Annotated in this window: 18 protein-coding genes; 12 read left to right on the top strand and 6 right to left on the bottom strand. The window is 57.2% G+C overall.

Going from position 1 to position 24,987, the window contains the following annotated elements; genetic code table 11:
* The first annotated feature begins 244 nt into the window (after positions 1–244).
* Positions 245–1,969 (top strand): glycoside hydrolase family 43 protein, encoded by a 1,725-nt coding sequence (locus tag AAE514_RS17100; protein ID WP_347332777.1) that lies wholly within the window; start codon positions 245–247, stop codon positions 1,967–1,969.
* A 280-nt stretch (positions 1,970–2,249) separates the two neighbouring features.
* On the opposite strand, the gene AAE514_RS17095 is transcribed toward AAE514_RS17100, so the two are convergent.
* On the bottom strand, positions 2,250–4,046 hold the full coding sequence (locus tag AAE514_RS17095; protein WP_347332776.1) for an alkaline phosphatase D family protein: 1,797 nt from the start codon (positions 4,044–4,046) through the stop codon (positions 2,250–2,252).
* A 274-nt stretch (positions 4,047–4,320) separates the two neighbouring features.
* Here AAE514_RS17095 and AAE514_RS17090 point away from each other — a divergent pair, with 274 nt between their 5' ends.
* The 3 genes from AAE514_RS17090 (at position 4,321) to AAE514_RS17080 (ending at position 9,029) form a co-directional block, all read left to right on the top strand.
* Positions 4,321–5,373 (top strand): Solitary outer membrane autotransporter beta-barrel domain, encoded by a 1,053-nt coding sequence (locus tag AAE514_RS17090; protein ID WP_347332775.1) that lies wholly within the window; start codon positions 4,321–4,323, stop codon positions 5,371–5,373.
* A gap of 112 nt (positions 5,374–5,485) precedes the next feature.
* Positions 5,486–6,217, top strand: coding sequence for a DUF4336 domain-containing protein (locus tag AAE514_RS17085; RefSeq protein WP_347332774.1), 732 nt, complete (start codon positions 5,486–5,488; stop codon positions 6,215–6,217).
* A 229-nt stretch (positions 6,218–6,446) separates the two neighbouring features.
* On the top strand, positions 6,447–9,029 hold the full coding sequence (locus AAE514_RS17080; RefSeq protein ID WP_347332773.1) for a S8 family peptidase: 2,583 nt from the start codon (positions 6,447–6,449) through the stop codon (positions 9,027–9,029).
* Between the two features lie 85 nt (positions 9,030–9,114).
* Here AAE514_RS17080 and AAE514_RS17075 read toward each other — a convergent pair whose 3' ends face one another.
* The gene (locus tag AAE514_RS17075; RefSeq protein ID WP_347332772.1) at positions 9,115–9,750 is read right to left on the bottom strand and encodes a DUF1826 domain-containing protein; all 636 of its coding nucleotides are present in this window, start codon (positions 9,748–9,750) and stop codon (positions 9,115–9,117) included.
* Positions 9,751–10,027: 277 nt separating this feature from the next.
* Between AAE514_RS17075 and AAE514_RS17070 the strand changes: the two genes are divergently transcribed.
* The 3 genes from AAE514_RS17070 to AAE514_RS17060 all read left to right on the top strand — a co-directional run bounded on the left by AAE514_RS17070 (position 10,028) and on the right by AAE514_RS17060 (position 12,950).
* The gene (locus AAE514_RS17070) at positions 10,028–10,399 is read left to right on the top strand and encodes a hypothetical protein (RefSeq protein ID WP_347332771.1); all 372 of its coding nucleotides are present in this window, start codon (positions 10,028–10,030) and stop codon (positions 10,397–10,399) included.
* A gap of 463 nt (positions 10,400–10,862) precedes the next feature.
* On the top strand, positions 10,863–12,350 hold the full coding sequence (locus tag AAE514_RS17065; RefSeq protein WP_347332770.1) for a methyl-accepting chemotaxis protein: 1,488 nt from the start codon (positions 10,863–10,865) through the stop codon (positions 12,348–12,350).
* Positions 12,351–12,470: 120 nt separating this feature from the next.
* Positions 12,471–12,950 (top strand): MgtC/SapB family protein, encoded by a 480-nt coding sequence (locus tag AAE514_RS17060; protein WP_347332769.1) that lies wholly within the window; start codon positions 12,471–12,473, stop codon positions 12,948–12,950.
* A gap of 41 nt (positions 12,951–12,991) precedes the next feature.
* Here the strand turns inward: AAE514_RS17060 and AAE514_RS17055 are convergent, their stop codons facing one another.
* Positions 12,992–14,284, bottom strand: coding sequence for a cation:proton antiporter (locus AAE514_RS17055; protein ID WP_347332768.1), 1,293 nt, complete (start codon positions 14,282–14,284; stop codon positions 12,992–12,994).
* A 516-nt stretch (positions 14,285–14,800) separates the two neighbouring features.
* On the opposite strand from AAE514_RS17055, the gene AAE514_RS17050 reads away from it, so the two are divergent.
* Positions 14,801–15,172, top strand: coding sequence for a DUF4870 domain-containing protein (locus tag AAE514_RS17050; protein WP_347332767.1), 372 nt, complete (start codon positions 14,801–14,803; stop codon positions 15,170–15,172).
* 59 nt (positions 15,173–15,231) lie between these two features.
* On the opposite strand, the gene AAE514_RS17045 is transcribed toward AAE514_RS17050, so the two are convergent.
* Positions 15,232–17,964, bottom strand: coding sequence for a DUF2339 domain-containing protein (locus AAE514_RS17045; protein ID WP_347332766.1), 2,733 nt, complete (start codon positions 17,962–17,964; stop codon positions 15,232–15,234).
* A 239-nt stretch (positions 17,965–18,203) separates the two neighbouring features.
* Between AAE514_RS17045 and AAE514_RS17040 the strand changes: the two genes are divergently transcribed.
* Both AAE514_RS17040 and AAE514_RS17035 read left to right on the top strand, forming a co-directional pair.
* On the top strand, positions 18,204–19,049 hold the full coding sequence (locus tag AAE514_RS17040; protein WP_347332765.1) for an N-acetylmuramidase domain-containing protein: 846 nt from the start codon (positions 18,204–18,206) through the stop codon (positions 19,047–19,049).
* Positions 19,033–19,707 (top strand): hypothetical protein, encoded by a 675-nt coding sequence (locus AAE514_RS17035; protein WP_347332764.1) that lies wholly within the window; start codon positions 19,033–19,035, stop codon positions 19,705–19,707. Before AAE514_RS17040 ends, AAE514_RS17035 begins: the two co-directional genes overlap by 17 nt.
* 121 nt (positions 19,708–19,828) lie before the next feature.
* Here the strand turns inward: AAE514_RS17035 and AAE514_RS17030 are convergent, their stop codons facing one another.
* Positions 19,829–21,934, bottom strand: a complete 2,106-nt coding sequence (locus AAE514_RS17030; protein WP_347332763.1) for a hypothetical protein — start codon at positions 21,932–21,934, stop codon at positions 19,829–19,831.
* Positions 21,935–22,462: 528 nt separating this feature from the next.
* Between AAE514_RS17030 and AAE514_RS17025 the strand changes: the two genes are divergently transcribed.
* Positions 22,463–23,698: a lytic murein transglycosylase gene (locus tag AAE514_RS17025; protein ID WP_347332762.1), complete on the top strand. Its 1,236-nt coding sequence runs from the start codon at positions 22,463–22,465 to the stop codon at positions 23,696–23,698.
* A gap of 331 nt (positions 23,699–24,029) precedes the next feature.
* Positions 24,030–24,317, top strand: a complete 288-nt coding sequence (locus tag AAE514_RS17020; RefSeq protein WP_347332761.1) for a hypothetical protein — start codon at positions 24,030–24,032, stop codon at positions 24,315–24,317.
* Between the two features lie 110 nt (positions 24,318–24,427).
* Here the strand turns inward: AAE514_RS17020 and AAE514_RS17015 are convergent, their stop codons facing one another.
* Complete coding sequence (locus AAE514_RS17015) at positions 24,428–24,985, bottom strand: PA14 domain-containing protein (protein WP_347332760.1); 558 nt, start codon at positions 24,983–24,985, stop codon at positions 24,428–24,430.
* Positions 24,986–24,987 lie beyond the last annotated feature (2 nt).

The following is a 24,987-nucleotide window of genomic DNA, read 5'->3' as shown; positions in this document are numbered from 1 at the left end:
GTGTGCAATGGTTTGAGTGCGATGGTTTGAGTGCGATGGAAAGAACCGTTATAGTTAGTTTAACAATATGTGATTATCATAATATATTGAGAAAACCCTCAAAGTAAAATTCAACGCTTAGCGACTACTTTTTAAATAAAAAACAGATTTCACCTAGAACAAAAGGGCGAGAACAGCTACAAAAACAGCGCCGTTCGTCCCACTTAACGTCAGAGTTTTTATAAGTACCTAGAGGATCCGCAGAATGAGAAAAGTGATTTCATTGCCGGTTATGGGGCTAGTCGCCCTGCTGGCGGGCTGTGATTCGACCCGCGATAGCAGTCAAGAACAGCAGGCCTCATCGAGCCTTGGCGACTCTTCCGCCCAGGCGGCCACGTCCACGGTATCGGCCCGCTTCACGAGCTTTAGCTATGAGGGGGAGTCCCAGGAGCAGGTAACCGTTGAGGAAGGCGAATTCCGCAACCCCGTCATTTCCGGCTATGCGCCCGACCCCACGGTGACCCGAGTGGGGGATGATTACTACGTGGTTACCTCCTCCTTTACCCACTTCCCGGGGCTGCCCATTTATCACTCGAAAGATCTGGTCAACTGGACGCAGGTTGGCAATGCCATCGACCGGCCAGACCAGTTCGACTTCTCCGGGCTGGAGGTCTCCCGGGGGATTTTCGCCCCGGATATTTCCTTTCACGAGGGGACCTACTATATGGCCTCCACCTGCGTGGATTGCGGCGGCAACTTCGTGATGACCGCCGACAGCCCCACCGGCCCCTGGTCGGATCCCCACTGGTTGGGCTTTGAAGGGATTGACCCCTCCATCCACTGGGATGACAGCGGTAAGGCCTACATTCTCAACAACGGCGCGCCCAATGAAGAGCCCCGGTACGAGGGTCACCGCGCTATCTGGATTCAGGAGTTTGATTGGAAAAACCTGACCATGACCGGCGAGCGCAAGCAGTTGATCAACGGTGGCGTGGATATCTCCGAGGAGCCGGTGTGGATTGAAGGCCCCCACATTATCCAGCGCAACGGCTACTACTACATTACCGCCGCCGAGGGTGGCACCAGCGTGCACCACTCCCAGACCATCTTCCGCTCCGACGATGTCTGGGGCCCCTACAAGCCGGCGGAGCACAACCCCATCCTGACGCAGCGGGACCTGGAGTTTGAGCGCGAGGACCCGATCATCGCCGCGGGCCACGCCAAGTTTGTACAGATTCCCAACGGGGACTGGTGGGCCACCTTCCTGGCTATTCGCCCCTACGATAACGATATATTCAACATTGGACGAGAGACCTTCCTGCTGCCGGTTCGCTGGGAAGACGACTGGCCCTACATCTTGCCCCGTGGGGAGCGTATTCCGTTTGCAATGGAAAAGCCCGAATTACCCGAACAGTCCGAACCCACGCCCCCGAACGCTGGCGATTTTGGTTACACCAGCAACTTCGAAGGTGAGCAGCTCGCACTGGGTTGGATGGGTGTTCGCGACCCCGAAGCCCCCTTTTACGAGGTCAAGAACGGCGCCCTTCACCTGAGCTGCGAAAACAGCTTTGGCAATCTTGAGCAAGCGCCTTCCTTTATTGGCCGGCGCCAGCAGCACCATATTGCCACCGTGTCCACGACCGTCTCGTTTGACCCGAGCGCCGAAGGCGAGAAAGCCGGCATCGCGGCGGTTCAAAACGACCAGCATTTGATCTTTCTGGGCATCACCCACTTGGATGGCGAGGATCAGGTGGCGCTTTACCGTAGAGAAGGTTCCGCCGAGGGGGAGCTGATTAAGTCGGCAAAACTGCCCGAGTCCGAAGAGGTCACCCTGACTCTGGCATTCACGGCCGGGGAAATGGACGCACACTACGAAGTGAATGGGAAGCAACACACGCTCGCCGAAACCGTGGATGCGACCAACCTCAGCACCAACGTGGCCGGTGGATTCGTCGGTACCGTTATCGGGCCTTACTGCACCAGCCCTTAATCTGACGTTTACGCCTCAGCAGCAGCCTCCCATTAGGGGAGGCTGCTTTCCCCCGAAACATACCTACCTCACCTCGACCCCGAGCTTCGATCGCGTGCAGGGTGACAGCACGGTTTTTATCATTCAGGTCCGGTCAGTTTCCACCAGCCTCTTAAGGGTGGGAGAGCCTAGGGGCACGAAAGAGGCACTGTAGCTGCAAAGGATCAGCGAGTACCGCTTACTAAGCTGTTGCGGCCATCAGAGCGGCCGAACGCCGGTGACTTTGACGGGTGACGAATGGTTAGCTTGCTTCTATTGCCAGGCTCGCGCTGTTGTTCGCCTCCACCACCATGCGCATGGAGCGCTCCGTCAGCAGAGCGTATTCACTTTCCTTGATGGAGGTCACAAACGCCCAGTGGGCATCGATTCGCTCATGGGTAATATCGAGGGTCAGAAAACCGCGGTCACCCGCGTTCATGTATTTCAAACCTTCCACCAGGCTGACGATGCCCGCTTCGGTTTGGGCGTAGGCCTCTGGAGGTACGCCCAGGTATTGTTCAAGGCCCGGCGAGCTGACCGAAGAAGTCGCAAGCTCAATGCCGACTGGTGTGCCCTCGGCGTCGGCAATTTCGCTGGCCCAGGCGTTGTGGGTATCGCCGGCGACCACCACCAGCTTGGCGTTGGCTTGCCGTGCCAATTGCAGCACTTTCTCGCGGGCGGCGCCGTAGCCGTCCCACGCATCCAGGTTGTAGGGGATGCCGGGGGCTTGAAGCAGGGCCAACACGTCGGGGGTCAGCTTTTCCTGGTTGGCCTGAAGGTAGGCCAGCTCGTCTTCGGTCAGCGTCGGGTCGTTTTGCCGGGCGCGTGCGGCTAGCAACGCCAGGGGTGCGAGTTCGGCGTAGTCGGGAATGCTCATTTGCTGGGTGGCGATGGCAAAGGGCAAGTACATACGCCCCATCAGCACCTGCTGCCCCAGCAATTGCCAGGTGGCGGTCGAGGTGGCCATCGCCGTGCCCAACCACTCGAGTTGTCGGGGACCGAGCAACGCTCGGGACGGATCGTTGATATCACCAAACAGCCCTTCAAAGTCAAAGGCGCTGGTGCTGGAATCGAAGTATTCTGAAATGGCCAGAGGCTTGGCCCGCGATTCGTTCCGGGTATCCAGCATCAGAATATTGACCAGATCCCCCCACTGGAATTGACGGAAGATGCTGGAGGGCATGACCAGGTCATCATCGGTGGCTGCGGACTCGGGGCGAATGGGCAGCCATTCGAAGTAAGCGCGCATGGCGGCCATTTTGCGTTGATCGAAATCGCCCTCCCCTTCGTTGTGGTTTTCCGCACCGTTGTTATAGGTGTCGTTGGCGATTTCGTGGTCGTCCCATACGACGAGGAACGGGTGTGCCGCATGGGCTTTTTGAAGGTCGGGGTCCGAGCGGTATTGGGCATAGCGGGTGCGGTAGTCATCCAGTGTGAACAGCTCTCCCTCAGGAAGTGACTGCCGGCCCAACTGCCCCGCCTCCTCGGAGGCATAGCCATCGATACCATACTCGTAAATGTAGTCACCCAGGTGCAGCACCAGATCAAGTTCCGTGTCGGCGATGGCATCGTACACATGGAAAAACCCGGCGGGGTAGTTGGAGCATGAGACCACCGCCAGTTGCAGGCGCTCGCTCGAGTTCTGCGGGAGCGTACGAGTTCGACCGATGGGAGAGGACTCTGTCGCGGTATTGAAGCGGTAGTAATAGTGCGTATCCGGATTCAAGTCCCGAACGTCCACCTTGACGGTAAAGTCCCGTGAAATGTGCGCCTCGCCCGAGCCTTCGGTGACGATCTCACGGAACGCCCGGTCCCGGGCGATTTTCCAACTCACCCGCACGGAGTCGTCGCCGCTGTTGGCGGGGGTCACCCGAGTCCAGAGGATGACACTGTCCGCCAGGGGATCGCCAGATGCGACGCCGTGAGCAAAGCGACCCATGCCCAATTCAGGGCCGTTATCGTCACTCCCACCGCAACCGGTCAGGGCGGATGAGACATAAATACCGCCGAGCCCGAATAGTCCGGCACGGACGAAACCACGTCTGGATACATTTGGCATTGAAAGCTCCTCGATACATCAAATGGCCTGAGTATCGAGGAGCCAAGTGACAGCAATATGACGGAGACCAACCATGCCCGTCAACGAAAGGTTGTTGAACGCAGGCCTGCTCTGTAGTGACATATGCAATTCCGTCATTTCTGGCTATGCGCTCGACCCCCGGAGCCGGCCTTTGTGCCCGGTTTGTACTTTACACGGCCACCCCCTAGACTGAAACCAACCCTGCGCTTGAGCGCACCTTCAGTTACACACTCTCAACAAAGGAGACTGGTTCATGAGCCTGAAAGTGGGCGGGCACCGGCCTCGGTGGTTAATGGCGCTGGCGTCATGCTTCTGGTGTGCGACAGGCAGTGCCCAAACGGCGGATGGGGAAAGCGCGGCGAAGCTCGCCGAACGCCAGGCGGAATCGGCCTTTGCCACCTCGGTGGTATTGACCGATACCGAGGTGTTGACCCTCGGCTTGCTCTCGTTTGATCCCGGTTCTTTCATACCGGTGGACGAGGATCAGTTCGGCACGGAAGAGTCGATCAGTCGGCGGGATAGCGTTACCACCTTTGCCTTGCCGTGGCAGTGGAAGCTGGCGCCCGAAGAAAGCCGACTGGTCCCCTATATTGAAGCCCGGCTGAGCTTTCTTCGAACCAAGCAGAACATCATCCGCGGGGCTCCCGAACCGGAGGAGCAGGATGCGACGCCATCCGAACAAGACACCTCGGACGAAAACAGAGATCGCGTTTACGGCGGCTACCTGGGAGGGGGGCTTTCCCATACGCTCACCGAGAAATGGCAACTCGATGCTGGCGCCGGCCTTCACCTCCTGCGTTACCAGAATAGCTACCAAGCCAGCACGTCCTTATTACCCGCCGGGCGTGAGGATATTGCAGGCCTGGTGTCCGACACCGCCGCCACCGCACTGATGGGAGAGGTGCGAGCGCGGTTCACCTACAACGGCAAGTTCCGCGGCGTGCCTTGGAAGTATCAAAGCACCTACAGCTACTACGCCGGCGACACCCTCAGCACCGCCCAGGGGCTGGACAATGTTGAGCCCACCACCTGGAGCTGGGCCAACGGTATTACGGCCTACTGGGATTTACCAGACGTGCTGAATACCTCGAACAAGCTGCGGGTGCTGGCCCGTCGCATCGATGTGGGCGGCGATGTGACCCGCACGCTGGGAGCGGACCGTTACTACCAGATCGGCGTTGGCTGGTTGTTTGATATGGAAGGCGACCCGGAGTGGCTGGACAACCTGGGGGTTAGTGTGATGATGAATTACGGCAGCGCCCTCAGCGGCGGCAGCCTTTTGTTGTTGTACAACGAAGACTGGTGAGAATACAAAGGGGCTTTGGCCCCTCTTTCTCCTCAGCACCCAAACAATTCGAGATAACTAAGAGACCTCCAAACCCCACCATAACAATGTTAAAGAACTTAAGAGCCACAATATGGACGTTTACGAACCGCTTCAGATCCTTAAACCGGTATCGAACAATATCTGGATCGCTGATGGCCCCTTGATCGATTTTAAAGGGGTCGAATTTCCAACACGAATGACGATCATCCGGCTTTCATCCGGCGGCTTGTTTGTGCATTCGCCCGTGGCGCTTACGGATACACTCAAACAGCAGGTCGACGGTTTGGGGCCGGTCGAGCATTTGGTTTCACCCAACCGGATTCACTACTGGTGGATCGGCGATTGGGGGAAGGCCTACCCAAACGCACTCAAGTGGGCTTCTCCTGGCGCCCACCGGGCCGTGAAAGCGCTGGAGTGGAGTTTCGACAAAGACCTTTCGGACTGCCCCGAAAAGGCGTGGCGAGACGATATAGACCAATTGGTGGTTAAAGGAAGCCGGGTGCTGGAGGAGGTCGTGTTTTTTCACAAGAAGTCCCGTACATTGATTTTGGCCGATTTGATAGAGAATTTTGAGCCGCGCTATGTGCATTCAGGCGTCCTGCGAGCGCTGATGAAACTGGGAGGTGTTTTGCATCCTGACGGCAAGCTGCCGATTGACCTGCGACTCAGCTACGTTGGCCGGCACCACTGTTTGAGAAAAGCCCTCGATAGTATCCTGGCGTGGAATCCGGAAAAGGTCATCATTGCGCACGGGCGCTGGTATGAATCCAACGGAACTGCCGAGTTGAGACGAGCCTTTCGCTGGGTGAAACCTTCTCACTGACCTTCGAGCTCGCAAGACCTATTCCCTTTAGCACCTGAGATCAGTAACCCGATGCGTGTGCAGTGGGATCGGCATCGGAATTTGAAACGCTGCGTTAATACAACTGCTTTAAGATCGAGGAAAACGTATTGGCTATTGAGCCGCAGAGCTCAAGTAGCGTATGCTTATGCATTGTTGAGACAGACTCTCATTAGACAATATGTCTCATTACACTTCCTGGGAGGCTTGTATGTTAGTGAAGGAATGGACGCCGATAACTCTGGGGTTGGCCTTGATGGTTGGCGTCAGTTTGTCAGCTTCAGCGACTGTAGACAGCGATGAAATGGAACAGATTCGACAGGAAGTTGATGGCAATCAGGAAATCATCTCCATTCAACGGCCGGAACAGGATTCAGCCGACGCAGTGGTTATTCTGGATGACAGCTCTTACAGAGTGACCACGGATGGTGAATCATTAAGCGACGCAATGCCTCAACGCATGAGGCTACATCTACGCATAGGGAGCTTCGACCCCCTGCAGGATGAGGAGCCTCGCAATGTCGATCTGTTGAATTTAGCGGCAAGCGAGGGTGACCCGACGGACAGGGAGATCAATACCTTCATCGTCCAGTTCAAAACGCAGGCCCTCCCCCACCTACAAGAACACATTCAAGCCCTGGGGGGGCACATTCACCGTTCCCTGCCGCATCAAGCCTTGCTGGTAACGATGGATGCAAACACTTTAAGCCATATCCAGGCTCTACCTCTGGTGCGCTGGGTAGGTGAGTACCGGCTCGATCACAAAATAGCCCCGGCGTTGCAGGCTCAGCTTTTGACGGCCGCCGATTACGAGGGCTTGAATACGTATCGCCTGCTCTTATTGAACGAGGAATACGGTAGCGCTATGCGTAATCATATTCTCTCAATGGGGGGCCGTGTATCGCAAAAACTGTCATCAAAACTATGGGATATTGAAGTCTCACCCAATATGCTGCTGCAATTGGCCAGTCGGCCGGAGGTGGAGCACGTGGAGCTCTGGACGCCAAGGGAAAGCGACATGAACCTGGTGCGTGAGTACGGCGGCGCGAACTTTTTGGAAACGGTTCAACTACCGGGTTACACCGGTGAGGGAGTGCGTGCCGAGGTGCTCGACGACGGCCTGCTTGCCAGCCACTCCGATTTTCAGTCCCGACCGCCTCTTCTGCACGGGCCCGAGTCCGCCCAGTACACGCACGGCACCTCGGTATACGGAATTGTTTTTGGCGATGGCACAAACGACCCTCGAGCGCGAGGCATACTCCCGGATGCGCAGCAACCCATTATTGCCAGCTACGTTGAGTTGGAGGACCGGGAGGCCCACACCGCACGCCTGGTGAACCCCGATGGGAATTACCGGGCGGTGTTCCAAACCAACAGTTGGGGCCACGGTCGCACCCGCGCTTATACCAGTATTTCCGCGCAAATGGACGAGATTATTTTTAAACATGACCTACTGATTACTCAGTCACAATCCAACGCGGGCACCCCGGACTCCCGACCCGAGGCTTGGGCAAAGAACATTGTCTCGGTCGGCGGTTTTCATCACTACAATAGCCTCGACAAAGACCGACACCGGTGGGCTAATGGCGCCAGCACCGGCCCGGCCGCCGACGGCCGCATCAAGCCAGACCTGTCGCACTTTTACGACTCAATTTGGACCACCAGCAGCTCTGGTAACTACAGAACCTTTGGGGGCACCAGTGGCTCCACACCCATTACCGCCGGACACTTCGGGCTTCTTTTCCAGCTCTGGGCCGACGGCGTTTTTGAGGGTGGACCCGGCTTGGGCCGCGATGTATTTGCCAGCCGCCCCCATGCCACCACGGCCAAGGCGCTGTTGATTAATACGGCTTTCCAATACGCCTTTTCCGGCCCCGAGCACGACATGGCGCGCACGCATCAAGGATGGGGCGCGGCCAATGTGCGTCACTTATACGAAAGGGCCGAAAACAACAATTGGCAGTTGCCCCTGTTGGTTGACGAAACCAAGCCTTTGTCTCCTTTCGAGAACCACCGGTATACGTTGTCGGCCTCTGGCGGTGACCCCCTACGCGTGACGATGGTTTATAAAGATCCAGCCGGCAGCCCCAGCGCCACAATCCACAGAGTCAATGACCTTACGTTAAAAGTGATCTCGCCAGATGGCACCGAGTATTGGGGCAACAGCGGGCTTTTAAATGGAAACTGGTCGACTTCACAAGGGCAGCCAAATATTGTCGATACGGTAGAGAATGTATTTATCGAAGCCCCCTTGACTGGAACTTGGATTTTGGAGATTCGCGGCGATGAAATCGTGCAAGATGCACATTTAGCGACTAATGAAGTGGACGCCGTGTACGCTCTGGTGGTGACCGGTGGTGGCATCACTCCTGGCAGTTCGTCCTCAAGCAACAGCTCCGCTAGCAGCAGTGAAGGCATTCCCCAGTGGCAGACAGAGGAGATTTACACCGAAGGACAACAAGTAATGTATCAGGGAGTGATTTACGAAGCTCGATGGTGGATCACCGAAAAGAGCCCGGAAGAACACTCGGGCCCCTATGCCGTATGGAAGCGAGTGGACGAATACCGCGCGTCGAGCTCATCGAGCTCATCGAGCAGCAGCTTATCCAGTGAGAGGCCCGGTACCAACACCTGCCTCGGCCTACCGACCTGGAATGCCGAAGAAAGCTACCCCGAAGGCCAGAAGGTGCAATACCAGCACGTAAAGTACCAAACGAAATGGCAGGTGCGGGGAGTGAACCCCGAGAGCTATTCGGGTCCCTATGATGCGTGGCTGAAGCTGGGCCACTGCTAGGCGGGAGACAAAGTCGGTTGAGACTCTCCGACAGCGCTGTTCCGATCACCACCCAGAGGCCCAGCGCTTTTGTGTCGCTTGTCCGTCAAGCGAGCCAGTCCACTCCCAGCACCACTCGCGCCCCCTCTTCAGGGGGTGGCGAGCGGTGGACCACTCCGCGCCCTTCATTACCCTCCCAGGCCTCGCCTTTTAGCAGAGCAACGGCACCCATCGGCAGCCGTAGGAGCTGGTGGTTTTTCACTGGTTGTTCCGGGAGTGGTCCAGGCTTTATTGGGCGTTTGGCCAGGGGCTCGGGCAACCATTCGGTACCGGCGCCCTGGTAGGTGCACAACAGCCGGACGGGTACCCGATCCACATGAAAACGCGGGCACATGGGGGATTCAATGACGTGCAGACGCACGCCCACGGCCGCAGGCTCAAATAAACAACGGTACATGTTCACCAACTGCTCCACATCCGCCAGCCAGTCCTCTACTCCCTCCAGTGCCTGGGCCCAGGCTGGCAGTATCCCCGCCACACTTTGGGTAGGTTCCAGGCTAGTAAAGCGCTCCAGCTTTCCTGCCCGCTGGACCAATGCTTCAACAAACTGCACGATTTTGGGCCTTAGCGAGCGCCGCCAAATAGCCAAATTGATGTCGTCACGAAAGATGTTTGTCAGGCATTCGGCCTGATCACCCTCAATGACCAGGGGGCGGGGTAAACCGTTAGGATAGTGAGTCATGACAACACCGTTTTGCTGGAACAGTTAACGTTATGTTATAACATACTCTTATTGAAGTGAACCGTTATCTGTCCGGCTCCAGGCCCCCAGAGTAAACTATGTCGGATTTGATTCTCCGCTCCTACGAGGATCGGCGACACTGCATCACCCAAACCTGCAGCATTCCACTGACCGGGTAAACTGCTGGTGGATCGCCTCGCCCCCATACCCTCCACGGGTAGTGCTCGTCCAGGAGTAAAAGTGCTGTACGATCACTTACCGGAAGGAGGCATATATTATGGCAACAAGCAAACGCAGACAAAATCAGATGGAGCGCCAACTCATTAAGACATTGACTGAGGCCTGTGAAGTCGCCAAGGCGGAAATACCGGGCTTCAGCTGGCTAACGCACGACAACGGCAACCAGTCATTCCCGGCCGGGCTTCGAGTTACCTGGATTTTCGACACCCAGGCGGATCTTGACCGGGCACTGGCCAAGGGTGACGGCCGGCGTATGCAGGAATTGACCCAGTCCGCGCTTGAGCAGGCGGGTCTTCCCTCCCAGCTCATGCCGGCGTGCCTTCAGTTCGACAGCGAGGAGGCCTGTCGAAAATCCCAGGATGGGAACTGGCTGGCGCGACTGGCGCAACTACGTCGGACCAGGCACTGATATGGCAAAGCCAATCGCAAGCCTCTGATCTGCAAAGCGCCCCTGGATTGGACATGGGTTAGTGAACCACCCTCTCTCATCGGTCCCTTCCCTTTGAAAGCTCTCCCTAAACGCCTCGGGAGAGCGCGTGTGCCTTGGCAGCACCACCGGCAACGGCTAACTCTCGGAAGACCGGGACGAAACCCGGCAATGCCTGGGTCACGTATAGCAGGAAGTAGTGGTGTGAGGGCAAGCAGCTCAAGTGGCTAAAGAACCGAGCCCTCTGGACGACAACTTATTAAGGCAATAGCAGACTCACCGAAGAGAACGGGGTTTGAGCGCGATGTTAACGGTAACTTGATGTAGGCGCGCGTTCGGAGCGCGGGTTTATTTTTGGGAGTTTTATGCATAGCCGTATTTTGTCGTCTATTCTGTCTTAGAAGCCTGCAGGGCATGCTGTTTCCAACACAATTCGGAGGTGAAAATGATAACCGATAAAACCCATGCCAGCCGCCCCGACGTCGATCGTCTAATCTTTAAGTTAACCTGCTTGTACTGGCTCGGTTGCCTGGGCTGGATTGCCGCAAATGGCAATTGGTCTCTGGCGCTGGTCTCGGGGGTGATACTCCTTCCTATTGCCGCCCTGGCGGGCACGCTGTTCGCCGGGCATGGCATGTCGCGGCACGTTCTGGCCGCGGCCCTAAGCATCATGACCAGCGTCCAGGTGCTGCAAAGCGGTGGCATGATTGAAGCCCATTTTGGCTACTTTGTCATACCCGCGGTGTTTTTTGTGTACCGAGACCCCTGGGTGTTCCTAACTCATTTGGTGTTCGGGGCGATTGCCCACGTGGCCCTGTTTATAGCCCAGCACCACCAGTGGGCCGGCATTCAATTTTATTCTCCAGAGAACTGCTCATTGGGAATTGTTGCATTGCACGCCACCTATCTGGCCGTCGAGTGCGGTGTATTGGCGTGGCTGGCGGGCAATGCCAAGTCCGATTATGAACTGGCCCAGGCCCTGGGAACCGTCGACAGCAGTAACGACGGTCAGCACAACCTGACCGTTCGACTGGATCAAAAAAACCCTCTGGGGCAGTGCTTCAACCGACTAATGGACTCCCTGCAAACCACATTGGGCGGCGCTATCAATACCGCCGATGATGTGAAAACCAAACTCAGTCACCTAATGGCTAAGCTTTCCCTTATTGACAATCTAACTCAGGAGGAACATAAGAAAACTTGCGCGATTGCCAGTGCCACGGAAGAAATGTCCGGGACTATCGCTCACATGGTCACTGAAATGACCAACGCTTACGAAGAAGCCAACGCTTCACTGGCCGCCAATAAAAACGCCACCGAAAACCTTTCCTCCAGCCGCCAAGCCATATATGAACTCAGCGGTATGCTCGCTCAGTCGGAGGAAACGGCGAGCTCCCTTTCCAAGAACACCAGTGAAGTGTCCGGCATATTGAAGGTCATTAATGATATTGCCGAACAAACCAACCTACTTGCCCTGAATGCCGCTATTGAAGCCGCTCGGGCCGGTGAGCAGGGCCGGGGGTTTGCGGTCGTGGCCGATGAGGTGCGCTCCCTTGCCACTCGAACCCGAGACTCCACCAAACTCATCGCCGACACCATGACGCAACTTCAAGCCAGCAGTAAAGAGGCGGTAGCCGTAATGAAGCAATCCATGAGCCATGCCCAAGACAGTGCCGACAAAATTCAGATGGCCGTGCAAGAGCTTGACACCTCGAGTAGCCGTATCGATAAACTCACCCAGTCCAACGCCACGCTGCTTAGCGCTGCGGAGCAGCAAAATGCGGCCAGCATCAGCATAGCCGAAGGTGCTCAAAGCATTCACCAGTTGATTGAGAACTTATCCGGGGAAGTTCGAGCGGCCAAAGAAGCTGGTTGCGATATTTCTCAGAATACCATTAGCCTGCACAAGGCGGTTGCGGTATTTCGAATATAGGGGCCCTCTGATCCATTCCCAGCTCCACCCGTTTGCACTAAGGCCCGATTGCCTAATGTTGGGTAGTCAAGTAATGTACGGAAACTACCTTCCAACGGGAAGACCTATAGGAGCAACGCAATGGAGATGGTCGGAGAAATCATTAGCTTCGAGTTTTCGGACTTTAATGACCTTAGAGAGCTCGTCATCGTTATCGTTCGACTGCTACTCGCCGCCCTGTTAGGGGGGCTGCTCGGCTTCGAGCGAGAACTGCGCGGCAAGGCCGCGGGCATACGGACGCATATGTTGGTTTGTATGGGTGCGGCGCTGTTCATCTTTATTCCTCAGCAAGCAGGCATTTCCGATTCGGAGATGAGTCGCGTTATCCAAGGCGTTGTTGCCGGTATTGGCTTTTTGTGCGCCGGCACCATCATTACGGGAAGAAGTGAAAAAGATGCCTCCGGGCTTACGACGGCGGCCGGCATTTGGTTTACGACAGCCATAGGGATCGCGGTTGGCCTGGGGCGCGAGCAGACGGCGGTTCTGTGTACGGTTTTGGCGTGGTTGGTGCTCTATGTGGTGCCTTTCTTTTCGCGTTCAATATCCAAAAAGAAACCATAAACTGTGTTCTTCCAGATTAAAGAAGCACGATATTCCGGGGCTTAGTCCTTCATGAAACGAGTCATCAACGGCTTGACACTGATACCGTGAATGAGAATGGATAGCGTCACCACAATCAGCGTCAAACCCACCATTTCCAAAGCAAGCTCCTCGGGTAGGCCATGCTGGATGGCAAACATCAGATAGAACAGGGAGCCGATACCTCGGACACCGAACCACCCCACCAAACCGCGTAACTGCCAGGATGTTCGTGTTCCGACCAACCCTATAAACACGCTGACCGGACGCGCGACCAAGAATACAAACAACGCTAAGCCCACTGCCCGCAGGCTCCAGGAGTTCAGAAACAGCGTACCCCCAATGAGCAGCACAAGCATCATTTCCGACAGGCGCTCCAAATGCTCCTTGAAGACTAGTGAACCCCCGCTGACCGATTGTGAGGCATGATCCGCCAAACGGACGTTTTCCGCATCCAGCTGCGAGCTAGGCCGTACCCGAGACGGTTTTTCCGACTCCCCCTCGACCAGTTTGAGCTCGGTTTGCCGCAAACTGACCGCCGCGAAGAATACCGCCAGGAACCCCCAGGCATCGACGAGCAGGCTCAACCCATAAGCCACGCCAATCAGGCCCAGGCCGAGAAAATTGTCCAAAAGCCGATAGTTGGTTTGAGAGCTACGCAGGCCTTGTGCCCCATAGGCCAATGCCGCCCCCGAGGCGAGCCCAATTGCGGTACCGGCTACCGTTGCCCACAATACATCGACCAAAACCCAGCGCAAACTGAATTCCCCCAGCTCGTGCAACCCCAGCATACCCAAACCCAGCATCACAAAGGGAAAGGCACTGCCGTCATTCATCCCGGCTTCGCAGGTCAGCGTAAACCGCAGTGGCTCACGGTCACCGGGGTGACGCACCTGAACATCGGTGGCCAGCACCGGATCGGTGGGAGCAAGTACGGCACCCAACAAAATCCCGGCCCCCAGCGGCAACCCGAGAACATAGTGAGCAAAAACGGCCACCATCCCGACCGTCAACGTCATAGAGACTGAGGCCAGCAGCAAGGGCGCGCGCCAACGGAAAAAGCTAATGGGCGCTGGCATTTTGACACCTGCCGAGAACAGTGAAATAAGAACCACTATTTCGGTCAGCGTCTTAAGTAACCCGGCCTCCTTGAGTGGGTTGAAGTGAAACAGGTTCAGCAAGGTGGGGCCGAGCAGCAACCCGAGCGCTAGGTAGAGCATGGCCGGGGTAATAGGGGAGCGCTCAAGCACGGTTTCCGTTAAGCCCCGCGCAAGCAGCAACCCGCCCACAATCAAAAACCAGAGTGCCTCAGACATAGCTCGTTTCCCGCCCTCGCACATTAGAGAAATATTTATGCCAGCCGTGACTAACCACGAATCTCATCTTTACCGTTCAGAGGTGGAGACCAGAACCTATTAAACGCACCTGAACTTTAGCCCAAAATACTCCACCTCTCCCTCCCGGCTACGGGAAAGTCGCTGATGAAAGCAATAGCGAGCGATGTTCCTACAATAAGTCGTACCATAGTCCTTTCCTTTATAGGCTATTGGTGGCATGGAAGCGAAGAAACCTCAGACTCAAGATGTTCTGCTTGGTTCAAAAACCGTACCCACTCCTTCGTGAAGGTTGCCCTCCCGCATCATTTAAAGCTATAACCCTGCCCGGCCGATATTCCAAAATCCCTTTACTCCCCCGCCGCCCCCGTGTTGATGATCGCCTTATTGATGGCTATACTCTCCCGGTCCCTTAGCGCCATGAAAGCGCGATCATACTGCGAAAGCGTCATCGGTGACTTGGGAGTCCACTACCAATCTGAGCAAAAGGAAAGGATTATGAGCGACGATATCATCGAAGATGCCACGAGTTCTAAAACGGAAGTCACCACCACGGATCAAGACGAGAAGAATATCGCTTTGATCACCTGGATTACCACGATCTTTTTTGGCTTCATCCCCGGCTTGATTTTCTATTTGGTCAAAAAGGACAGCGCCTATATTCAAGACCAGGCGAAAGAAGCATTGAACTGGTCCATTACCGCACTGTTCGCCTACATTGGCGCCATTATCCTGACGGTCATCATTATTGGGGCCTTCTTGATCCCGATCATCGGGGTGGTTCACTTGATTTTCTGCATTATGGGCGCCGTAGCGACCTCAAAGGGCGACGCGTTTCGGGTGCCTTTCGCCCTTCGCTTGATCAAGTAAAGCGCCGAGGCGGTTCGGGGGCTAGCTCCTCGCCGCCTCTACTGCCCCGTTCTCCCCCTTTAAATCGCCCCGTCCCGCTCGGTTTGCTTCGGCGGCACCGGTGCCAGAAAGCCCACCGCCAGCAACAGCAGCCCTACCCCGATAAACGACACAATCCGCTCCAGCGTATTGCTTTGGGCGAGGTCTACCAGGAACAATTTGCCCACCACCACGGCCATGAGAGCAGCGCCACACAGGTAAATCAGCCGCTGGGCCCGGCGGTGGCCGAACACCATGACAGCCAGCGCGGACAACGCCCAAACGACGGAAAGGCTGGCTTGCACCCGCACGGAGTCAAACAGTGCTTCGGCCCGAAAAGGCACGCCGGTCCAGTGGTGGAGGGTACGGGTAACTTCGCCGGTGATTAACAGAAAGGCAAACCCGGACAGGCCGATCCATATCCATTGGTTGGCGGTGATGTTCAACCAGGTAACCTTCAACAGTTTGTTGATCCGAAGCCAGTGAACCGCCGCCAGGGCAAGCGCGATAGTAGCCACCGACAAGGGGTTCAGTAACGGCAGGTACACCAGGGGCGCAGCGTCACCGGATGAGGTAAGCAGCAATGCCACGGATGCAGTCAGCGCAAGCACGAACACAGGCGCCATGCCTCGCTGTGACCAATCCCCACTGTTAAGATGAACCGCGATACGTTCGCCCCGCCACAACTGCCACAAGACCGCGTGTAGAGCGGCGACCGCCGCCAGCGCAGCCGCCTCGGCCCAGATGCCGCCGGGCAGCAAAGCCCCGGTCGCCCAGTGCGCTTCTCGGGAGAGCAAAAGGGCCAGCAGCCAGACCGTCATGGCCCGCTGCCAGGGGCGAGTCGCGTCCAGCAGACCCTGTTCACCACGAAACATGAAGGCCAAGATCATCAGCGCCAGGGGCCAGGCGAACCAACCGCCAAACGGCAAATAGTGCGCGCCATACCCGACATTCAGCCAGGCCACAGCGGTCAAAAGCACAGCGGGCAAGTAGCCGCTTAACGCGAACCGGATTTTATACCAGGCAAGGCGCGTTTGTGCCAGCCGTAATGCGGCAGCGGTGCCGGCCAGCAACAGCAACCCGCTTGAGGGCAGCCAGGCTTTGCTGATCACTCTATCCATGTCATGACTCAGGGTACCGAACCACCACAGCAACCCCCAGCCAAAGAGCAGCCAGGCTACCGAGGAACCGGTATTCTTGAACCAAGCACCCCGTGGCTCCAACCACCAGGCGGAGGCCAGCCCCGCCAGCGCAAGCACCACGCCGCCGAGCACGGTATCATTCACAAATAGCCAGTCCCCCGTGCGCCCGGTCTCGAACAGTGAGTACACAAAGGCGATGCCCGCGAGGCCCTGAAGGGCGACCCCGGCGGCCGTGGCCAATTGACGGTTCTGCCGGGTGGCGAGCCAAACCAGAGCCATCCCTTCCAGTGCCCAGGTCAGAGCCGTCCAGTGGGCGCTGAGGGCCAGTGGCACCGCCAAAGTGGCGAAGCCCACGCCTAGAGCGAGAAATGCCTCGCCCAACAGGCGCACCCGGTCCCGAAGGCGGGACCGCAGCAAAACCGCGGCGGCGGCCGTATAAACGACCGCCAACGCAACGGCACTGAGGGCGGTGCCGTAGTCAAAATGCTCCACCAGCTGTTTCTGCAGTGGGAAGGCCACGAGTGGCAACCCGAACACCAGGGAAGAGTCGACATACGACCGCAGGCGAATGGATTGGCCCAGGGCGTAGGCCATGCTGATTCCCAAATACATCAGGAAAAACAGAATCAGAAACGGCTCGACCGAGGCGAAGTACTCGGGCCGGTAGAACTGGTAACCCCAAGCGGTACCGATGACAAACGTGAACCCGAAACCAATGAGGTTCAGTATTCGCCAGGGGCGAAACCAGGCCACGCCGAAAACCGCGCCGTTAAGCACGGCGTAATAGCTAAACAAGGCAACATGGCTACCGGAGCCGGTGGAGATCAACACCGGCGCCAAAAAACCACCCACCACGCCCAACACGGCCAATGCCATGGCATTTTGAAACACCGCCAGCACGCCGGCGGCAATGGTAAACACGACCAGCAAGCCAAACGCCACAAGCGCCGGCAGCAGGTGGTAAAGCTGAAAAGCGGCAAACACCGTGAGGAACAGCACACCGATCGCCCCACCCTGCAGGCTCAACGCAAACGCGGGCCGTCGGCCCCGCTGGCGCCAGCCAAACGCCAGGGCGCCCAGCGCCACCAGACTGATGCCCAGCAGGCGAAGCTCAACCGGCAAGGTGAGGTAGTTTTGCTCGGCGGCGTACTTGAGCAGAAAGGAAACCCCGAAAAAAGAAATCAGCACTCCAACCTTGACCGGAACATTCCCCGTGGTCAGCCAGCGGCGCGCCCAGCGCAGAGCCAGATCGAGGAACGAGGGCTTACCTTTGGCCGGAGGAGAGCGGCGCTCGGCTGTGGAGGCCGGGGTGGAAGCACTGGCCGCCTGAGGAGCGGGCGATTGGTTCGGGGGCGGCGGCGCTTCCGGCTCGGGCCGGGAAGGCGATGTGACGGGCGAGGCTTGCGGGGCGAGCGCTTGGTTTTCCTTAGTCTCCGGGGGATTCTCCAGGCACTTGAGCCGGTGCTCAAGGGAGTGGATTCGCTGCATTTGCCGCTGCAACTGAGTCCGCAGCCGATAAACCGATATGGCCAGCCCGCCCGCGGCCGCTCCGAGCCAGAATTGGGCCACCTCCGAGTTCATCTCCAGCATCATCGTTCCTACGACAACACCCACAATAATGGCGATCCACATGTTGGCTGCTCCCTATTTGTATTAACCCACCTGGGCCACTCGTTTCCGGTGGGCGGATTATACGGACAATTCGCCGGCGCAGCATTCATCGGATGACGACAACTTTTGGCGCCGCTTGGCTTTTATTGTCGCCGCTTTCGCTCCAGCTCGAAAAACTCGGTTGACTTTCCCTTTGGAGTCTCCGAAAGTTGAATTAACAGGGTACAAGAGCCAGCAGAACCCACTTGGGAGCACCCACTATGCCTGCCGCCATAACCCTTTCTCAACCGGTGGGAGAGAATGCCGAAAACCGGCCCTCCGATGTTCTCGCGGTTCAGAGACTGTTAAACCTGAACCTATACCGGCTGCCTTTGGTCCCCCGACTGGCGGAAGATGGTGTCTGCGGGCCCCTGACGATCGCAACCATCAGAGAGTTCCAACGCCTTGTGCTGGACTTCTCCTGGCCTGACGGCCGCGTAGACCCCGGCGGCAAGACCCTCGCGACGCTCAACGAGCCGTATATCAATCCTGCCCTTCAAAAACTATTGAGAGAAGAAGACTATGCCGCCGCCGCTCAAGACCTGGCGGTAGACGTGGCAACCATCCAGGCGTTGGCTCATGTGGAGAGCAATGGCAGCGGGTTTCTGGAAAACGGAAACCCCAAGATTCTGTTTGAAGGCCACTGGTTCCATCGGTTCACCGGCGGCCAATACGACGCCTTGTACCCGACCCTTTCATACGCTCAATGGACCAAACGCCACTACCTTGGCGGTGAGCGCGAATACGAGCGGTACGAACAGGCGTTTTCCCTCGACCCCGAAGCGGCTATGAAGTCAACCTCCTGGGGAAAGTTTCAGATAATGGGCTTCAACTACGAGGACGCCGGTTACTCCTCCGTCCAGGGCTTTGTCTCGGACATGAAGAAAACCGAAGGTCACCATTTACAAGCGCTGGTGGCGTTTATCAAAAACAACAGCATGGCGGAATTATTGCGAAACAAGCAGTGGGCCGACTTCGCCAAAGCCTACAACGGCCCAGGCTATGCTGACAATCAATACGATGTAAAACTGGAACAGGCGTACAGACATTATGCGAATTCCCTCTAACAGATGGCTGTTGTGCTATGCCGCCTGCCTTTTCGGGGCGGCGTGCGACGCGGAGCAGCATCCACCTCAACCGGTCACTTTTGAAGTACGCTCCTCCTCCGAGAAGATCTCCGATGCGAGCTCACCGCTGGGCTATTGGGTGCAGGAGGATTCGTACCCCGTTTTCTCCGGGCAGGACGACGTGGCGGCGGCACTGAACAGTGCCGTAACTGAACGGCTGGATCGTTACCATTGCGCCAACGGAGGCGATGAATCATTTGAGATGGACGTCGAAACCCTGGAAAAGGGCCTTGTCAGTTTACGCTACGTCGCCATGTGGCATTGCTCAACCATGACCTCTCCGGACAGCGCGGAAGGGGCCATAAACCGAACGCTTCCGGGCTTGAACGAGCTGAAACTCGAAGCTCAGTTTATGGAGGAACAGTACCATGTAAAGGTGGAGGAAAAAGTGCGGCAACGCTACACAGCGGAAATAGCGCAAGCCGCAGAGGCTGATGACTGCCCTCCCGCTCCCGACTGGGATTACTTTACGATCACCCCGGAACAGCTAGAGTTCCACTTCAACACTTCGGAGCCGTCCGGGCCGACGTGCGCGGCGACGGTTCGCCTTTCTCGAAAACCGTTACAAGATTCCCTTGCGCCGGACAGCCCACTATAGCGCCCCACGGCCAGCGCTTACGGCGTGGCCGGCCACTCTAAAAAAAGCCGCCCCGGTCTCCCGGGGCGGCTTTTAATTTCATCCCACTATGCTCGGGCCTCCGTGCCCCGGCTAGCGACTACTACTGCTTCCGGTAACGATACATCTCAATCATGCCATCGCTTTGGCTTGTGCAGTAAAAGCCTTCTTCCTCGGGCGCCACGATCCCGCACTCAAAATCTTCAGCATCCTCAACGGTTTCTGACCAGTCGCCGTCGCAAGCCTCCCGCTCACGTTCAACGCTGGTGGCTTCGGCCAGCTGCCGCCCGTTCAATGTCCAACTGAACTCGCTTTGGTAGGTTTCACACTCACCGCTGTCGTTCTGGCTGGCGAAACTGCCGGAGCCGTCTTCGTTGAGTGTTTCGGTGCCCAAGGGGTACCACTGGCAGTCGGTATTATCGAGCATGCTCAATTCGTAAGTACCGGCAAGCGTGCTGGCCTCAAGCGGTGCAATTACCTCCATTTCCATTGCCAGGCTCCCGGCCCAGCCACGGTCACTCAGCTCTTCGCTGTATACCAGTGACATGGGCGTCTGGGTCAGTGACAGCATCCCGACATACAGTTCCGCACAACCGGCGTTGCCTGGCTGGGCCGCCATGGGCTGGACCAGCTCGAACAGCTCCATGGGTTCGCGCAGGTTTAGCGACAGCGCGGCGGTGCCATTGACTTCCAGCGCTTCGCCCCCCAGTTCGTCCGCAGCGGCCTGGGCGGCTTCACCGCGATAGGCCACCAAGTGCTTGCCTTTAATGGCCAGGTAGTTGCCGCCAAGGCCCATGGGGTCCGGCACTTCCACCGGCGTACCGTCGGTGGGTATGGTCATACCCCCAAACTGAGGCAGGTAGGAGGTCAGCATGGAGGCCAGTGCGGCGGGGTTTTCAGAGCTGACGCTGATCAACACGGAGCCGTCCAGTCCCATGGGAGTCTGATCGCTCGGCTCCAGGTTGTAGACGGCAACGCCTGCACCACGTACGGATTCAAACATGGCGGTGCCCATGGCAAGCATGGCCGGATTGTAGGACTTTGCCTGTTGCTGCATCTGTTGAAGTTGTTCACACGCAAAAGTGGCTTGGGTGAACTGAGTCCACAGCTCGGTCAGTACCGGCACCAACTGGCTGACGTTCACGCCCATGGCGTAGGCGCCGAGCTTGTCGTCCACTTTGGTGGCATAACCGGGTACAAAGCCCTGCAGCTTTTGCAGTGAAGTCAGTACCGGTTTGTTCTCGATCTTCCACAGGAAGCCCAAAGTCTGCTGAATCAACTCGGAGGACACATCGTATTCTTCCGCGCCCATGGTGATACGGGGCATGTGACCGGCCAGGGCCACATAGTCATTGCGGCAGGCGTCGGTCAGGTCGGCGCCAATTTTTTGATCCAGCTCCGGGAACCACTGACGCAGTTCACGACCGGTGCTGTTCTTTTCCGGTAGCAGCAAGGCCTCGGCCAAGCGATGAATATCGACAAAGCCCATAAACTGATTGGCCTCGGCGTACTCCGCACGCAGTTCCTTCAGGCGTTCGGAACCGGCCAGCGACTGGGCTGCCGGTTGGCGGGCAAAGCGTAGCATCTGGCTTTCCGTGGAGTCGGAGCCCGTCAGCACGGAAAGGGTCAGGGAGGTTTCATCCAGAACCACACCCAGTTCCAGCTCAGGCTTGTTTTCATCCAGCCCCCAAGCGTAAAGAGTACCACTGCCCAGGGTACCCTCGCGCGCGCTCACGCCGGTTGCCGCCTGCGCTTCGGCCAGCACCGCCTTCATGGGCTCAGGGCTGGTCAGGGAGAAACGGAACACCGGCGCGGCGCCGTTCACATAGAGGCCGTAGGGCTGAGTGAAGCTCAGACCATAGCGCTCGGCCACCGCTTCGTAACCGCCGGAAACGGCAGTCTGGATATAATCATCCAGCAACCACTTGACCAGGCGCGGGCCGGTGCCCTCTTCGCTCTGCTCGAGCCTGTTAAGGATCGGTCTCAGATCATTGGGATTCATATTGCGCAGCATGGCATCGGAGGCGGCCATGTTGGCTTCGTCTGTTTGCCCGACCATTACCAGTGGGCTGTCCGCCGGTACGTAGGTAAGAAAGTCGTCTAGGCCGTTGGCCGCTGGTTTCGTGGAAAAGACGCCGGCAGCAATAGCCGCCACGACTGCGCCAACCACGATCACGACAGCGACCGAAATTTTGGTCATGGTTTTCATAGTGAAGAGTATCCTTGTTGTTACGTGTTCAACATCCTAAAAGAGGCGTGAGCGTTGTGCTCTGGGGCCTGTTTAGGCGAATTGCAGCGCCGTCGCCGCACTGCAGCAGGACCCAGAAGCCCGCCTATTTTGCCAGAAGGCACGCACGGGGGCTATGACCAACTTCACGTCGTCCAAATAAACATGAATGAATCTGAACGGCCCCCCCCTCTTTCGGTTCATGCCGGAATGGCATTTCACTCGGCGGGCCTGGCACACCGGGGTATCGACGCCTCCAATGACGGAAAAGCCGGGGCACTATTGGCACAGAAAGAGGTCCCACTGAACGTGTACCCCGCAGGGGCGAAACCCCGGCCAAAGACTGTGCGCTGCATCATGGTTGATTTCTCTCGATGCATTATGATTTATTGAGGCTCGGGAGCGTGGCAGTTTCGCTTCCAGAAGGGGCCACGCCAGGCGCTGGTTTACCGCCCCGGAGCGGAAGGCTCGCCTGTTACGCTCGCTATTTTTTCTCCCATTGGAGTCCATATGGTTTGGGATTATTGGTTATTCGCAGGCGCGCTCGCCTGGAGCCTTACCACACCGGCGCTGGCCAGTTCGCAGACCAGCGCTGAAGCAGCCGCAGAGGAAAGCACCAAGGACAGCTTTCCCGCGTGCATTGAGCGGTTCCAAAAAACCGCCGAGGCCGAAGGGCTGACCTCCGCCGTGGTTCAGAGCAGCATTGCCGACTTGAAGTGGTCGGAGCGGGTCATAGAGCTGGACCGCCGCCAGCCCGAATTTACCACGCCGTTTTCGGACTACTTGGATCGGCGCGTGACTCAACAGCGGGTAGCAGACGGGCGGCGCCTGCTGCGTGAGCACCGCAAGCTGCTCACCCGCGTGGAACAACAATACGGCGTCCCTGCACCTTACCTAGTGGCGTTCTGGGGGTTGGAGACCAATTACGGGAGCTTCTTCGGCAAGATGTCCGTGCTCGACTCCCTGGCCACCCTAGCCTGCGACAAGCGCCGCAGCCAGTACTTCACTCGCGAACTCATGTCCGCCCTGCGCATTATCGACGAGGGGGCCATCGAGGCCAAGAACATGGAAGGTTCCTGGGCCGGTGCCATGGGCCACGTACAGTTTATGCCGTCCGTATTCTTACGCCATGCGGTGGACTATGACGGTGACCGAAAGCGCGACCTGTGGAACAGCCTACCCGACGCCATGGCCTCGGCCGCTAACTTCCTTAGCAGCATGGGTTGGGATGATGACTACCGGTGGGGCCGGGAGGTGCTACTCCCAGAAGGCTTCGATTACCTGAGCGCCGGCTTAAAACACAAACGCCCTCTCTCGGAGTGGCAGGAGATGGGGGTCCGGCAGACCAGCGGCGCCGCTCTGCCGGATGAACCGATCCAAGCCGCGCTATTGGTGCCATCCGGCCATAAGGGGCCGGCTTTCCTGGTGTATGACAACTTCAAGGTCATTATGGGCTGGAACCAGTCCGAGTATTACGCCCTGGCGGTTGGGCATATGGCGGACCGCATTGCCGGCGCGGGCAAACTGCATAATCCGCCCCCCGGCAACAGCCCCCGGCTGAACCGGGAACAGGTCATCACATTGCAAGAGACTCTCAAATCCAAGGGGTTCGACGTGGGCGACGTTGACGGCATTTGGGGCCCCGCGACCCGAAGGGCACTCAGTCAATACCAAGACAAACAGGGCATGGTACCCGACGGCTTCCCCAACCAAGAGGTATTGGACGCCCTGGGCGTAGGCACCTGAACTACACCTCTTAGGAGACTGGCCAGGGAGGGCCTTTGCCAGCCGTCGGTTTTCCGACAGTTTGTTGTTTTCATGCCCGCTTGAGCGCCGCCCCGTCAACGCTTCCACCTTTCTCACCCGTTGCCATACCGGTTGATAACTTTTTAGCTGTTTATTCTTTAATAAGATAACAAAATGTTCTTCTTAGAATCTTTTTAACGTTAACATTCCGTGGGATAATGCCCCAAGTGATCGAGATGTGCGCTCGGTCACAGTTTTAGCAGTCACTTTACTATCGGCGCGGTGGCATTTGTCCAGCTGGGCCGAGCATCAACTTTTAGGTGTAATTGTCATGAAGAAGCTTTTGTTTGCCGTATGTGCGTCAGCCCTGTTCAGTGTTCCGGCCATGGCCTGTGAAGCGCCGAGCGCTCGACCCGAAATCCCGGACCCGGCCACGGCAGTTACCGCTCAAATGGTGAAAACCAACCACGAGGTAAAAGCCTACGTTGAGGCACAGCAGAACTACCTGAGTTGCTCCAATATGAGCAGCCGCAAGAAGCAGGAAGAACTGGAAGAATTGAAAACTTACGCCGACACCTTTAACCAGGCCGTGCGTCAGTTTAAGCTGGCTTCTAACTAAGAGGCCAGCCTTGGAATAGCAATACCTGAGTTACCGCAAGACCGGAGCGAAAGCTCCATCCGCTTTTTCTTGTGTGAGCCCCCACCTTTGGGGGCTTTTTTTATGCCGGGCTAGAAGCGTACGGCATCAGAGTCTTCACCGAAGAAGCGGGGCCGCTCGGCGCCCACCGGCATATATTCAACAGAGAACCCGGAAAAGCCCCCTCCCTGGAAGTAGGCCATTTCAAAGCGGTGTTCGCCTTCACTTAGCTCAACCATGCAGGTTTGTTTGCGGTAGGGCCGGTCCGTGTTGAAGCGACAAATCACCTCGCCATCAATTTTCGCCACGAAACCATCGTCGCTGCCGATCAGGAACCGATATTGACCGCCTTCGAGCACTTCAAAGGTGTGGTCAATGTCGATAAAGAAGTTGTCGGTATACCCCAATTGGCCCAGCTTGGGGTGGCGCAACTGGTTTTTATGGAAGAGGTTGAGATGATCCACCCAGACGCGGCGCTGGTAATCTGGCTCCCGCTCTTGATCAATCCGGCTGATTGGGGTTTTGTTTTTGACGATTTTCAGCTCCACCACATCGGACACAAACGGTGGGGTAATGCGCATGAGAATGGCCACCGCAACGCCGACCAGCAGCAGTGTGAGTACGGTATTTTTATTCCACCAAGCTTGCATTG

The sequence above is a fragment of the Marinimicrobium locisalis genome, assembly GCF_039822625.1.
GTDB classification, from domain to species: domain Bacteria; phylum Pseudomonadota; class Gammaproteobacteria; order Pseudomonadales; family Cellvibrionaceae; genus Marinimicrobium; species Marinimicrobium locisalis.
The sequence above is the reverse complement of the archived record's forward strand: the minus strand, read 5'-3'. Positions and strand labels throughout refer to the sequence as shown.